Annotated in this window: 11 protein-coding genes; 8 read left to right on the top strand and 3 right to left on the bottom strand. The window is 72.1% G+C overall.

Annotated features, from left to right (window positions below):
* Nucleotides 1-7: 7 nt before the first annotated feature.
* On the top strand, nt 8-1,645 hold the full coding sequence (locus EUA93_RS20525) for an ABC-F family ATP-binding cassette domain-containing protein (RefSeq protein WP_129402199.1): 1,638 nt from the start codon (nt 8-10) through the stop codon (nt 1,643-1,645).
* Nucleotides 1,645-2,211 carry a cytochrome b/b6 domain-containing protein gene (locus tag EUA93_RS20520; protein WP_129402198.1) on the top strand — a complete coding sequence of 189 codons (567 nt, stop codon included), beginning with the start codon at nt 1,645-1,647 and terminating at the stop codon, nt 2,209-2,211. Before EUA93_RS20525 ends, EUA93_RS20520 begins: the two co-directional genes overlap by 1 nt.
* 4 nt (nt 2,212-2,215) lie before the next feature.
* Here the strand turns inward: EUA93_RS20520 and trxA are convergent, their stop codons facing one another.
* Genes trxA through EUA93_RS20505 form a run of 3 tightly spaced genes read right to left on the bottom strand, consistent with a single transcriptional unit; the run spans nt 2,216 to nt 4,335 of the window.
* Nucleotides 2,216-2,896 (bottom strand): thioredoxin, encoded by a 681-nt coding sequence (gene trxA / locus EUA93_RS22280; protein WP_165355250.1) that lies wholly within the window; start codon nt 2,894-2,896, stop codon nt 2,216-2,218.
* 24 nt (nt 2,897-2,920) lie between these two features.
* On the bottom strand, nt 2,921-3,625 hold the full coding sequence (locus EUA93_RS20510) for an MBL fold metallo-hydrolase (RefSeq protein WP_129402197.1): 705 nt from the start codon (nt 3,623-3,625) through the stop codon (nt 2,921-2,923).
* On the bottom strand, nt 3,619-4,335 hold the full coding sequence (locus EUA93_RS20505; protein WP_165355249.1) for a maleylpyruvate isomerase family mycothiol-dependent enzyme: 717 nt from the start codon (nt 4,333-4,335) through the stop codon (nt 3,619-3,621). Before EUA93_RS20505 ends, EUA93_RS20510 begins: the two co-directional genes overlap by 7 nt.
* Before the next feature lie 131 nt (nt 4,336-4,466).
* Between EUA93_RS20505 and uvrA the strand changes: the two genes are divergently transcribed.
* The 6 genes from uvrA (at nt 4,467) to whiA (ending at nt 13,059) form a co-directional block, all read left to right on the top strand.
* Nucleotides 4,467-7,577 (top strand): excinuclease ABC subunit UvrA, encoded by a 3,111-nt coding sequence (gene uvrA, locus EUA93_RS20500; protein ID WP_242497549.1) that lies wholly within the window; start codon nt 4,467-4,469, stop codon nt 7,575-7,577.
* A gap of 62 nt (nt 7,578-7,639) precedes the next feature.
* Complete coding sequence (locus EUA93_RS20495; protein ID WP_129402194.1) at nt 7,640-8,104, top strand: Rieske (2Fe-2S) protein; 465 nt, start codon at nt 7,640-7,642, stop codon at nt 8,102-8,104.
* A gap of 58 nt (nt 8,105-8,162) precedes the next feature.
* Nucleotides 8,163-10,142 (top strand): excinuclease ABC subunit UvrC, encoded by a 1,980-nt coding sequence (gene uvrC, locus EUA93_RS20490; RefSeq protein WP_129402193.1) that lies wholly within the window; start codon nt 8,163-8,165, stop codon nt 10,140-10,142.
* A gap of 13 nt (nt 10,143-10,155) precedes the next feature.
* Nucleotides 10,156-11,025, top strand: coding sequence for an RNase adapter RapZ (gene rapZ / locus EUA93_RS20485; protein ID WP_129402192.1), 870 nt, complete (start codon nt 10,156-10,158; stop codon nt 11,023-11,025).
* A 1-nt stretch (nt 11,026) separates the two neighbouring features.
* Nucleotides 11,027-12,007, top strand: a complete 981-nt coding sequence (locus tag EUA93_RS20480; RefSeq protein WP_129402191.1) for a gluconeogenesis factor YvcK family protein — start codon at nt 11,027-11,029, stop codon at nt 12,005-12,007.
* 65 nt (nt 12,008-12,072) lie between these two features.
* Nucleotides 12,073-13,059: a DNA-binding protein WhiA gene (gene whiA / locus EUA93_RS20475; RefSeq protein ID WP_129402190.1), complete on the top strand. Its 987-nt coding sequence runs from the start codon at nt 12,073-12,075 to the stop codon at nt 13,057-13,059.
* Nucleotides 13,060-13,159 lie beyond the last annotated feature (100 nt).

Below are 13,159 nucleotides of genomic sequence, written 5' to 3'. Positions count from 1 at the left end.
TGTGGCGGTGACCGGCACCCTCGTGGCCAAGGACCTGGCCGGCGGCCACGGGCACCGCACCCTCTTCGAGTCCCTCGACCTCACCGTCGCCCCGGGCGACGTGGTGGGCGTCGTCGGTGCCAACGGCGCCGGCAAGTCCACCCTCCTGCGCCTCCTCGCGGGCGAGTCCACGCCGATGGCCGGATCGGTGTCCACGGCGCCGTCCGACGCCTTCGTCGGCTGGCTCCCGCAGGAGCACGAGCGCGTGCCCGGCGAGACGATCGCCGGCTACCTCGGCCGCCGCACCGGCGCGGCGCCGGCGACCGAGGCGATGGAGGCCGCCGCCGCCGCGCTCGAGACCGACGACCCGCGGGCCGGGGACGTGTACGCCGCCGCGCTGGACCACTGGCTCGTCACCGGGGCGCCGGACCTCGACGACCGCGCGCCCGCGGTCCTCGCCGAGCTCGGCGTCGACCTGGGCCTGGACGCCCTGATGACCACGCTGTCGGGCGGGCAGGCGGCCCGGGTCGCGCTCGCCGCGCTCCTGCTCAGCCGTTTCGACGTGGTGCTCCTCGACGAGCCCACCAACGACCTGGACCTCGCCGGCCTCGAGCGGCTCGAGTCCTTCGTGCGGGGCCTCCGCGCGGGCGTCGTGCTCGTCTCGCACGACCGAGAGTTCCTCGCGCGCTGCGTCACGCGGGTCGTCGAGCTCGACCTCGCGCAGCACCAGGTGGCGGTCCACGACGGCGGCTACGACGCGTTCCTCGAGGAGCGCGCCGTCGCGCGGCGGCACGCGCGCGAGGCCTACGAGGAGTTCGCCGAGAAGAAGGCCGACCTCGTCGGACGCGCGCGCACCCAGCGCGAGTGGAGCTCGCAGGGCGTGCGGAACGCGATGAGGAAGTCGCCCGACAACGACAAGATCCGCCGCCGTGCCCAGAGCGAGTCGTCGGAGAAGCAGGCGCAGAAGGTGCGGCAGATGGAGTCGCGGATCGCGCGGCTGGAGGAGGTCGAGGAGCCACGCAAGGAGTGGGTGCTCCAGTTCGACATCGCCGCGGCGCCACGCTCGTCCAGCGTCGTGGCCACCCTCGACGGCGCCATCGTCCGGCTCGGTGGCTTCACGCTCGGGCCCGTGTCGATGCAGGTCTCGGCCGGCGACCGGATCGCCATCACCGGCCCCAACGGCGCGGGCAAGACCACGTTGCTGCGGCTGCTGCTCGGCCACCTCGTGCCGGACGAGGGGCGTGCGTCGCTCGGCGCCAGCGTCGCGATCGGCGAGATCGACCAGGCCCGCACGTCGCTCGACGACGCGGCACCGCTGGGCGACGCCTTCGAGGCCGTCGTCCCCACGATGACCGCGGCCGAGGTCCGCACCCTGCTCGCGAAGTTCGGCCTCAAGGCCGACCAGGTCGCCAGCCTCGTCGGGCGGCTCTCGCCCGGCGAGCGCACCCGGGCCGCGATGGCGCTGCTCCAGGCGCGCGGGGTCAACCTGCTCGTCCTCGACGAGCCGACCAACCACCTCGACCTGCCGGCCATCGAGCAGCTCGAGCAGGCGCTGGAGACCTACGACGGCACGCTCCTGCTGGTCTCGCACGACCGGCGGCTGCTCGCCAACGTCGCGCTCGACCAGCGGTGGGAGGTCGACGGCGGTCGGGTGCGAGTGCGTTGATGGCCGACCTCGACGCACCGCCGCGTGGCTACCGCACGTCGCAGAAGGTCCTGCACTGGCTGACGGTCGGGGCGCTCGCGGCCCAGTTCGCCGTCGGCTACGACCTCGACCTCGACGAGGACTGTGACCCGCCGGGGGAGGACCTCAGCGGCGGTGACACCTCGGACGCCTTCGAGGACCGGCTGGACCGCCTGGAGGACGCCTGCGAGGCGCGGGCCGACGGCTACGACCTGCTCGGCGGCGGGTTCGACCTCGCCGAGGTGCACCTGCTCCTCGGGCTGTGCGTGCTCGCCCTCGGTGTCGTGCGACCGCTGTGGCGCAGGTACGCCGGCCTGCCGCCGTGGTCGGAGCACCTGTCGGCAGGCGACAGGACGCTCGTCCACTGGACCGAGCGGGCCCTGCTGGCGCTGCTGGTCGTCGTACCGCTGAGCGGGATCGTGCTGGTCGCCACGGGTGACGACCGCTGGCTGCCGCTGCACGTCGGGGCGCACGTGGCGTTCTTCGGCGCGCTGGCGGCGCACCTGTCCACGAACCTCCGGCCGAGGATCCTGCGCCGGATGCTGTGAGGGCTCAGCCCTCGAGCGGCCAGCCGCGCTGTGCCCAGCCGCCGGTGCCGCCGGCGACGTTGATCGCGGGGACGCCCTGCGCGCGGAGGTGGTCGACCACCTGGCGGCTGCGGCCGCCGGACTGGCAGATCACGAAGACGGGCTGGTCCTGCGGGAGCTCGGCGACGCGCGCCGGCACGTCGTTCATCGGGATGTGCACGGCGCCGGGCACCCGTCCGCCGGCCACCTCGTCGGCCTCGCGCACATCGACGACGTACGCCCCCTGGCTGTGCGCGGCGGCGAACTCGTCGAGGCCGACCTCGTCCTGGGGGCCGTTGGCGGCGGCCTCCTGGGCGGCCTGCACCTCCTGGCGCACGGCGTCCATGTCGAGCTCGCGGGCCTGCGCGATCACCCCGGAGAGGGCCTGCGGCGGCAGGGCGCCGGCCTGGTTGAAGAGCAGCACGCCGTCGCGGAAGAGCATGAGGGTCGGGATGGACGTGATCGCGGCCATCTGCGCGAGCTGCTGCTCGGCCTCGGTGTCGACCTTGCCGAAGACGATGTCGGGGTTGTCCTCGGAGGCCTTCTCGTAGACCGGAGCGAACTGCCGGCACGGACCGCACCAGGCCGCCCAGAAGTCGACCAGGACGATGCCCTCGCCGCTCACGGTCTGCTCGAAGTCGGCCAGGGTCAGCTCACGCGTGCTCATGCCTCCAGCCTGCCACGGGCCGGGCTACCAGCCGCGCTCGCGCCACTCCGCGAGGTGCGGGCGCTCGTCACCCAGGACGCCGTCGTCGCCGTGGCCGGGGTAGAAGCGGGTCTCGTCAGGGAGGCGGCCGAAGAGCTTCGTCTCGACGTCGCCGATGAGCTGGGCGAAGGCGTCGTCGTCGCCGAAGGTGCCGCCGACGCCCCCGGGGAAGAGCGAGTCGCCCGTGAAGAGGTGCGGGTGGTCGGAGACCTTGTCGTCGTCGACGAGGAGCGCGATCGAGCCGGGCGTGTGGCCGGCGATCGGGATGACCTGGAGGTCGCACGCGCCGACGGCGACGGTGTCGCCCTCGCCGACGCGTCGGTCGACGCCCACCCCGGTCTGCTCCTCGATGGCGTCGGCGTCGGGGGCGCCGGCGACGACGACGGCGTCGGGGTGCGCGGCCTTCACCGCGGCCAGCGCCCGGTGGTGGTCCCAGTGCTGGTGGGTGGTCACGACCGCGGCGAGCGGGCCCTCGCCGATGAGCTCGAGCAGTCGGGACGGCTCGGCCGCTGCGTCGATGAGCACGAGGTCGCCGGTCTCGGCGCAGCGCAGGAGGTAGCAGTTGTTCGACATCTTCTCGTCGACCGCCACCTTGGTGACGGTGAGGCAGCCGAGGGTCTGGGTGTCGGGCTCGCCGCCGGGGGAGACCCTTCCCGTGTACGCGTGGGTGCCGCCGTCGTGGTTCACCATGCCTCCATCTCCGGCAGTGCGCCGGTGTCGGACGTCAGGCCGGCGCCGGTGCCGCGGCCGGTGAGCCACCAGCCGATCGCCCCGGCTCGGCCGGTGATGACGGGTCCGCCATCGTCCTGACCGTAGCGCCAGGTGCGGTCGAGGTCGGTCGGGCGCACCTCGAACGACACACCCGGGTCGACCCTGGTGAGGGACTCGAGCAGCACGGCACAGAAGTCCGGTGACCAGTCCTCGGCGGTGTGGCCGACGCCGAGGTCGGCGTGGTGGATCTCCACCTCGCGGACGCGCATCAGCGGCACGTCGACCAGTCGGACCGTCCTGACGCCCGGAGTGCGGTCGAACGACCCGGCCCAGTCGTGCTCGTGCATGGCCGCCAGCGCGTCGCCGAAGAAGGTCGTCGAAGCCAGGAACCGGTCGCGGACCTCGGAGGGACCGGACGCCGCGAGGGACTCGATGTCGGCGTCGCGAGCCTCGTCGGAGGCGTACATCGGGCGCTGCCGGCCCGTGTGGGCAGCATGCAGCACCCCGCCCAGCGCCTCGGCGTTGAGGGTGAGGTGGGCGACGACGTGGGCCCGCGACCAGCCGGGCAGTTGCGAGGGCTCGGCATACTGGGAGTCCGAGAGGGCGTCGACCGTGCGCACGAGCGAGTGGTCGGCCGCCGGCAGCAGGCCGGTGATGAGCTCGGGCGGAGCGCCCGTGTCGTGGGTCACGAGGTCATCGTGCCACCACGGCCGTCCCTCCGGTGTCCACCCGCGCGGGTGATCGATGGACCCACTGTCGGTGCTGCGTGAGAGGGTTGGACGGTGCGTCGCCTTGACCTCGACGCACGACCGAGACGAACATGTGTTCGACTCCGACAAGCACCAGACAGAGGACCACAGTGGCCGACCAGCTGATCATCCGGGGCGCCCGCGAGCACAACCTCAAGGACGTGTCGCTCGACCTCCCGCGGGACTCGCTCATCGTCTTCACGGGCCTGTCCGGGTCGGGCAAGTCCAGCCTCGCCTTCGACACGATCTTCGCCGAGGGCCAGCGCCGCTACGTCGAGTCGCTGTCGGCCTACGCGCGCCAGTTCCTCGGCCAGATGGACAAGCCCGACGTCGACTTCATCGAGGGCCTGAGCCCGGCGGTCAGCATCGACCAGAAGTCCACGTCGAAGAACCCGCGCTCGACCGTCGGCACCATCACCGAGGTCTACGACTACCTCCGGCTGCTCTACGCCCGCGCCGGCCGCGCCCACTGCCCGACCTGCGGGGCGCCCATCGAGCGGCAGACCCCGCAGCAGATCGTCGACCGCATCCTCGGTCTCGAGGAGGGCCGTCGCTTCCAGGTGCTCGCGCCGGTGATCCGCGGCCGCAAGGGGGAGTACGTCGAGCTCTTCCGCCAGCTGCAGCAGCAGGGCTTCAGCCGGGCCCGCGTCGACGGCCAGACCCACACGCTCGACGAGCCGCCGACCCTCGACAAGAAGCTCAAGCACACGATCGAGGTCGTGGTCGACCGCCTGGCGGTGAAGGAGTCCTCGAAGCGCCGCCTCACCGACTCGGTCGAGACCGCGCTCGGGCTGGCCGGCGGCCTGGTCGTCTTCGACTTCGTCGACCTCGACGCCAAGGACCCGGGCCGCGAGATGCGGTTCTCGGAGAAGATGGCGTGCCCCAACGACCACACCATCGACACCGACGACCTCGAGCCCCGGTCGTTCTCCTTCAACTCCCCGTTCGGCGCCTGCACCGTCTGCTCCGGCCTCGGCACCAAGATGGAGGTCGACCCCGAGCTGGTCGTCCCCGACCAGGGTGCGACGCTCGGCGAGGGGGCGATCGCTCCCTGGAGCGGTGCCCACGTCGCCGACTACTTCCTCCGCCTGGTCAACGCGCTCGGGGAGGAGCTCGGCTTCGACCTCAACACCCCGTGGAACGAGCTGACCCCGCACGCGCGCACGTCGCTGCTCGAGGGCCACAAGACCAAGGTCCACGTCGTCACGAAGAACCGTTACGGCCGCCAGCGTGCCTACTACGCCGCCTTCGAGGGGGTGCGCCCCTATGTCGAGCGGCGGCACCGCGAGGCCGAGTCCGACACGAGCCGCGAGCGGTTCGAGGGCTTCATGCGCGAGGTGCCGTGCCCGGCGTGCAAGGGCACCCGCCTCAAGCCGGTCTCGGTGTCGGTGACCCTCGGCGCCAAGGACCAGGGCGGCAAGAACATCGCCGAGGTCTGCGCGATGTCGATCGACGAGACGGCCGAGTACCTCCGCACCGTCGATCTCTCCGCGCGCGAGCGGCAGATCGGCGAGCGGGTGCTCAAGGAGATCCAGGAGCGCCTGCGGTTCCTGCTCGACGTCGGCCTCGACTACCTCTCCCTCGACCGTCCCAGCGGCTCGCTGTCCGGCGGCGAGGCCCAGCGGATCCGGCTCGCCACGCAGATCGGCGCCGGTCTCGTCGGCGTGCTCTACGTCCTCGACGAGCCGTCCATCGGCCTGCACCAGCGCGACAACCACCGGCTGATCGAGACGCTGCTGCGCCTCAAGGACCTCGGCAACACGCTGATCGTCGTCGAGCACGACGAGGACACCGTCCGGGTCGCCGACTGGGTCGTCGACATCGGCCCCGGTGCCGGCGAGCACGGCGGCCAGGTCGTCCACTCCGGGTCGGTCGAGGACCTCCTCGCCCACCCCGACTCGATGACGGGCCAGTACCTCTCCGGCCGTCGTGAGATCCCCATCCCGGCCGTGCGCCGCCCCCGCACCGTGGGTCGCGAGCTGACCGTCCACGGTGCCCGCGAGCACAACCTGCAGAACGTCGACGTGAGCTTCCCGCTCGGTGTCTTCACCGCGGTCACCGGCGTGTCCGGGTCCGGCAAGTCCACGCTGGTCAACGACATCCTCTACACCTCGCTGTCGAAGCAGATCTACAACGCGCGCGCCGTCCCGGGACGGCACACGAAGATCACCGGCCTCGAGCACGTCGACAAGGTGATCCACGTCGACCAGTCGCCGATCGGTCGCACGCCGCGGTCCAACCCGGCCACCTACACCGGTGTCTTCGACCACGTCCGCCGGCTCTTCGCCTCCACCCCGGAGGCGAAGATGCGGGGCTACCTCCAGGGCCGCTTCTCCTTCAACGTCAAGGGCGGGCGCTGCGAGGCCTGCTCCGGCGACGGCACGATCAAGATCGAGATGAACTTCCTGCCGGACGTCTACGTCCCGTGCGAGGTCTGCCACGGCGCGCGCTACAACCGCGAGACGCTCGAGGTCCACTACAAGGGCAAGACCATCGCCGAGGTCCTCGACATGCCGATCGAGGAGGCGGCCGACTTCTTCGCCGCCGTGCCCGCGATCGCGCGCCACATGACCACCCTCGGCGAGGTCGGCCTCGGCTACGTCCGCCTCGGCCAGCCCGCGACGACCCTGTCGGGTGGCGAGGCCCAGCGCGTGAAGCTCGCCAGCGAGCTGCAGAAGCGGTCGACCGGTCGCACCGTCTACGTCCTCGACGAGCCCACCACGGGCCTGCACTTCGAGGACATCCGCAAGCTCCTCCACGTCCTGTCGGGACTGGTCGACAAGGGCAACACGGTCCTGGTGATCGAGCACAACCTCGACGTCATCAAGACCGCCGACTGGTTGATCGACATGGGTCCCGAGGGCGGCTCGCGCGGCGGCCTCGTCGTGGCAGAGGGCACCCCGGAGCACGTCGCGTCAGTGGCCGAGAGCCACACCGGCACGTTCCTGGCGCCGATCCTCGAGGGGCGCGGCGCCAAGCAGCCACGGGGCAGGGTCAAGCCCGTCGAGGTCACCCGGCCGGTGACCAAGGCCGCGGCCAAGAAGGCCGCCGCCGCCGAGCGCGCGGCGAAGAAGGCAGCGGCCGCGGCGGCACCGGCGAGGAAGACCGCCACCCGTACGGCGCCGGCGAAGAAGGCTGCCGCGAAGAAGGCTGCGGCGAAGAAGCCGGCCAGGAAGAAGTAGCCGTCACACGACGGAAACCTCCGTCACAGACTCCTCACAGGGTCGCTGGCTACTGTCGCGGCATGACGACGATCAACAGACGACGCGCCCTGTCCGGCACCGCCGCCATCGCGGTCGGCGTACCGGTCCTCGCCGCGTGCGGCTCGGACGAGACCGACAGCGCGACCGACCCGGCGACGTCCGGGGCGAGCGACCCCACCAGCGACCCGAGCTCGAGCGAGACCTCCGACGCGGGCGGCGGCGAGGCGCTCGCCTCGGCCGCCGACGTCCCGGTCGGCGGGTGCTTCGTGGTGTCGGCCGCCAAGATCGTGGTGACCCAGCCGACCGAGGGTGACTTCAAGGCGTTCACCGCGGTCTGCACCCACCAGGGCTGCCTCGTCGAGACCAGCTCCGACGGCACCATCCCCTGTCCGTGCCACTCGAGCACCTTCTCGCTGGAGGACGGCTCGCCGATCTCCGGTCCGGCCTCGAGCGCGCTCGCGTCGGTCGCGATCACCGTCGACGGGGACTCGATCACCCGCGCCTGATCGCGGGCGCGTGGTGAGTGCTGTCAGTGCTGTCGGAGGCCGCCCGTAGGGTTGGCGGGTGGCCACGCCGAGCTCGTATCGACCCGCTCCCGGGTCGATCCCCACCCAGCCCGGGGTCTACCGGTTCCGCGACGCCAAGGGCCGGGTGATCTACGTCGGCAAGGCCAAGAGCCTGCGCTCGCGCCTGTCGTCGTACTTCCAGGACATCGGCAACCTCCACCCCCGCACCGCCTCGATGGTCACCACCGGCGCCAGCGTCGAGTGGACCGTCGTCGACACCGAGGTCGAGGCCCTCCAGCTGGAGTACAGCTGGATCAAGGAGTTCGACCCGCGCTTCAACGTCAAGTACCGCGACGACAAGTCCTACCCCTGGCTCGCGGTCACCGTCGGCGACGAGTTCCCCCGGGTGATGGTCGGGCGCGGGGCCAAGCGCAAGGGCACCCGCTACTTCGGTCCCTACAGCCACGCGTGGGCGATCCGCGAGACCGTCGACCTGCTGCTCCGCGTCTTCCCGATGCGCTCGTGCAGCAACGGCGTCTTCAAGCGCTCCTCCCAGATCGGCCGGCCCTGCCTGCTGGGCTACATCGACAAGTGCGCGGCGCCCTGCGTGGGGAGCGTCACGCCCGACGAGCACCGCGAGATCGTGGACGACTTCTGCGACTTCATGGGCGGCAACACCACGGCCTTCGTCCGGCGCGTCGAGAAGGAGATGTACGCCGCCTCCGAGGCGCTCGACTTCGAGAAGGCCGCGCGGCTGCGTGACGACCTGGGCGCGCTCAACAAGGCGCTCGAGAAGCAGGCCGTGGTCCTGGGCGACGGCACCGACGCCGACGTGATCGCCCTCGCCGAGGACCCGCTCGAGGTCGCCGTGCAGATCTTCTACGTCCGCGGCGGACGCATCCGCGGCCAGCGCGGGTGGGTCGCGGACCGCTCCGACGAGGGCGGCACCGCCGACCTGGTCCAGGACTTCGTGCTCCAGCTCTACGGCGGCGAGGGCGGCGACTCGATCCCGCGCGAGGTGCTGGTGCCGGCGCTGCCGCCCGACGCCGACGTGCTCGAGGAGCTGCTCTCGGAGCGCCGGGGGAGCAAGGTGGCCATCCGGGTCCCGCAGCGCGGCGACAAGCGCGACCTCCAGCAGACCGTGGCGTCCAACGCGGGCCAGGCCCTCGCGCTCCACAAGACCAGGCGCGCCAGCGACCTCACCACCCGCAACCGGGCGCTGGAGGAGATCCAGCAGGCGCTCTCGCTCGACGAGGTGCCGCTGCGCATCGAGTGCTACGACGTCTCCAACCTCCAGGGCACGGAGGTCGTGGCGTCGATGGTCGTCTTCGAGGACGGCCTGTCGCGGAAGTCGGAGTACCGCCGGTTCGTGATCAAGGGCGTCGACGGGCAGAACGACGTCGCGTCGATGCACGAGGTCATCACCCGCCGCTTCAGGCGACTGCTCGACGAGCAGGCGAGGAGCGAGACCGTCGCGACCGACTCCGGTCCGATGCTCGTCGACCCGGAGACCGGTCGCCCCCGCAAGTTCGCGTACGCCCCGGCGCTGGTCGTCGTCGACGGCGGTCCGCCGCAGGTGGCGGCCGCCCAGCAGGCGATGGCCGAGCTCGGCATCGCCGACATCCCCGTCTGCGGGCTGGCCAAGCGGCTCGAGGAGGTGTGGCTGCCGGGGGAGGAGGACCCGGTGATCATGGCCCGCACCAGCGAGGGCCTCTACCTCCTCCAGCGCATCCGCGACGAGGCCCACCGCTTCGCCATCAACCACCACCGCAGCCGGCGCTCGAAGTCGATGGTCGAGAGCATGCTCGACGACGTGCCCGGGCTCGGCGAGGTGCGGCGCAAGACGCTGCTCAAGCACTTCGGCTCGCTCAAGAAGCTCCGCGAGGCCGAGCCCGAGGCGATCGCGCTGGTCCCGGGCATCGGGCCGCGCACGGCCACGGCCATCAAGGACGCGGTCGCGAAGGCCGACGCGACCCGCAAGACTGCTGCCAAGGCGCCGGTGGTCAACACCGCCACGGGCGAGATCATCGAGGATTGAGAGGCGTGCCCTGATGGACGAGCCGACCCCCGGCGAGCTGGTGATCGTCACCGGCATGACCGGCGCCGGACGCAGCACCGCGGCCAAGGAGCTCGAGGACCTCGGCTACTTCGTCGTCGACAACCTCCCGCCGACCCTGGTGCGCGACGTGGTGCGCCTCGTCGACGACAGCCGGGGCGTGCACCAGCCGATCGCGGTCGTGGTCGACGTCCGCTCGGGCTCGTTCTTCGACTCCCTCCAGGCCAACCGCCACCAGCAGGTCACCGGCCGGCCGACCACGCTGCTCTTCCTCGAGGCCACCGAGGACGTCCTGGTCCGCCGGCAGGAGGCGGCCCGTCGCCCCCACCCGCTCCAGGGCGGAGGACGCCTGCTCCACGGCCTCCGGCGCGAGCGCGACGTGATGGCCGACATCCGCGGCGACGCCGACATCCAGATCGACACGTCCAACTTCAACGTCCACCAGCTCCAGGACCGGATCACCGAGTTGTTCGGCACCGCTGCCACGACCCGGCTCAAGGTGACCGTCATCAGCTTCGGCTTCAAGTACGGCATCCCGGTCGACGCCGACTGGGTGGCCGACATGCGCTTCCTGCCCAACCCGCACTGGATCCCCGAGCTGCGCCCGCAGAACGGCCGCGATCCGGAGGTGTCGGCCTACGTCCTGTCGCAGCCCGGCGCGGCCGAGTTCCTCGACCAGTACCTCCCGGTCCTCGGCACGGTCGCCGAGGGGTACCTCCGCGAGGGCAAGCGCTTCATGCAGGTCGCGATCGGCTGCACCGGCGGCAAGCACCGCAGCGTGGCGATGACCGAGGAGATCGCGGCCCGCGTCCGCGCGGCCGGCTACGACGTCAGCACCGCCCACCGCGACCTCGGCAGGGAGTGAGGTGGCTCGCCAGACCGCGCAGGCCGCGGTCGCGCTCGGTGGCGGCCACGGGCTCTTCGCGACGCTGTCGGCGCTGCGCCGGCTCCACGACGACCTCACGATCGACGAGCTGACCGCCGTCGTCACGGTGGCCGACAACGGCGGGTCGTCGGGACGGCTGCGGGGCGAGTTCGGCGTACTGCCTCCGGGGGACCTGCGGATGGCGCTCGCCGCGCTCTGCGGTGACGACGAGTGGGGCACCACCTGGGCCGACGTGCTCCAGCACCGCTTCGCGGGGCAGGGTGAGATGAACGGCCACGTCGTCGGCAACCTGCTGATCGTCGGGCTCTGGGAGCTGATGGGCGACCACGTGCGCGCCCTCGACTGGGTCGGCCGGCTGCTCGGCGCCCACGGCCGGGTGCTCCCGATGGCCACGACCCCGATGGACATCACGGCCCGGGTGCGCGGCGCCGACGCCGCCCGCCCCGACGAGGTCAGCGTCGTGCGCGGCCAGGTCGAGGTCGCGACCACGGTGGGCCAGATCGAGTCCGTGGCGCTCGTGCCGGAGGACCCGGCGACCTGCCAGGAGGCGATCGACGCGATCCTCGCCGCGGAGCTGGTGGTGCTCGGGCCGGGATCGTGGTTCAGCTCGGTGATCCCGCACCTGATGGTGCCCGGACTGCGCCGGGCGCTGGCCGAGACCGACGGCCGCCTCGTGGTGGTGCTGAACCTCGAGGCGCAGGCGGGGGAGACGACCGGCTTCGGACCGGAGGACCACCTCGCGGTCCTGTTCGAGCACGCCCCCGACCTGACCGTCCACGCCGTGCTGGTCGACTCCTCGACCGTCGCGCTCGCCGGGGCCGAGGAGCGCGACCGGCTCGAGCGGGCGGTGGCCCGACGGGGCGCTCGCCTGGTCGTCGACGACATCGCCGTGCCGGGGGAGCCGAGGCACGACCCGGACCGGCTGGCGGCGGCGTTCCGCCGCCTCGTCGACGAGGGCTGAGTCGCAGGTCACCTCCGCGCGCTCGCGGGGTGAGGGTCGTTGACCCGCATGGCAGGATTCCGCTCATGGCTATGACGGCACAGGTGAAGGCAGAGCTCGCCTCCACCCAGATCACCAAGACCTGCTGCCGCAAGGCCGAGGTCGCCTCGATGCTCCGTTTCGCCGGCGGGCTGCACATCGTGAGCGGTCGCATCGTCGTCGAGGCCGAGCTCGACACCGGGGCCGCCGCCCGTCGCCTGCGCAAGGACATCTCGGAGGTCTACGGCCACCCGTCCGACGTGGTGATGGTGCAGGGCAACGGCATCCGCAAGGGCAGCCGCTACATCGTCCGGGTCACCAAGGACGGCGAGTCCCTCGCCCGGCAGACCGGCCTGCTCGACCAGCGCGGTCGGCCCGTCCGCGGCCTGCCGCCCGCGGTCGTCAGCGGTGGTGGCTGCGACGCGGTCGCCGCCTGGCGTGGCGCCTTCCTCGCCCACGGCTCGCTCACCGAGCCCGGCCGTTCGTCGTCGCTGGAGATCACCTGCCCCGGGCCCGAGGCCGCGCTCGCCATCGTCGGCGTCGCCCGCCGGCTCGGCATCTCGGCCAAGGCGCGCGAGGTGCGCGGCGTCGACCGCGTCGTGATCCGCGACGGCGACGCCATCGGCGCCCTGCTGACCCGCCTCGGCGCCCACGAGTCGCTCATGGCCTGGGAGGAGCGCCGGATGCGCCGCGAGGTGCGCGCCACGGCCAACCGGCTGGCCAACTTCGACGACGCCAACCTGCGTCGTTCGGCCCGCGCCGCGGTCGCCGCCGGTGCGCGGGTGGAGCGGGCGCTGGAGATCCTCGGCGAGGAGATCCCCGACCACCTGCACCAGGCGGGCAACCTGCGCCTGGAGCACAAGCAGGCCTCGCTCGAGGAGCTGGGCCAGCTGCACGACCCGGTCCTCACCAAGGACGCGATCGCCGGGCGCATCCGCCGCCTGCTCGCGATGGCCGACAAGCGCGCCGAGGACCTCGGCATCCCCGACACCGAGGCGTCGCTGACGCCCGAGATGCTGGCCGACGAGGTCTGACTCCCGGCTCCCCGTCCGGCCCGTCGCAGTCCGTGGACAGCGCGACCCACTGGTTCACGTATCTGATTGGATCGATCCAAGTTACCTGTCCGTACCTCGA

The organism is Nocardioides oleivorans, assembly GCF_004137255.1.
Lineage (GTDB): Bacteria > Actinomycetota > Actinomycetes > Propionibacteriales > Nocardioidaceae > Nocardioides > Nocardioides oleivorans.
This window is presented reverse-complemented; position numbering and strand designations above follow the sequence as displayed.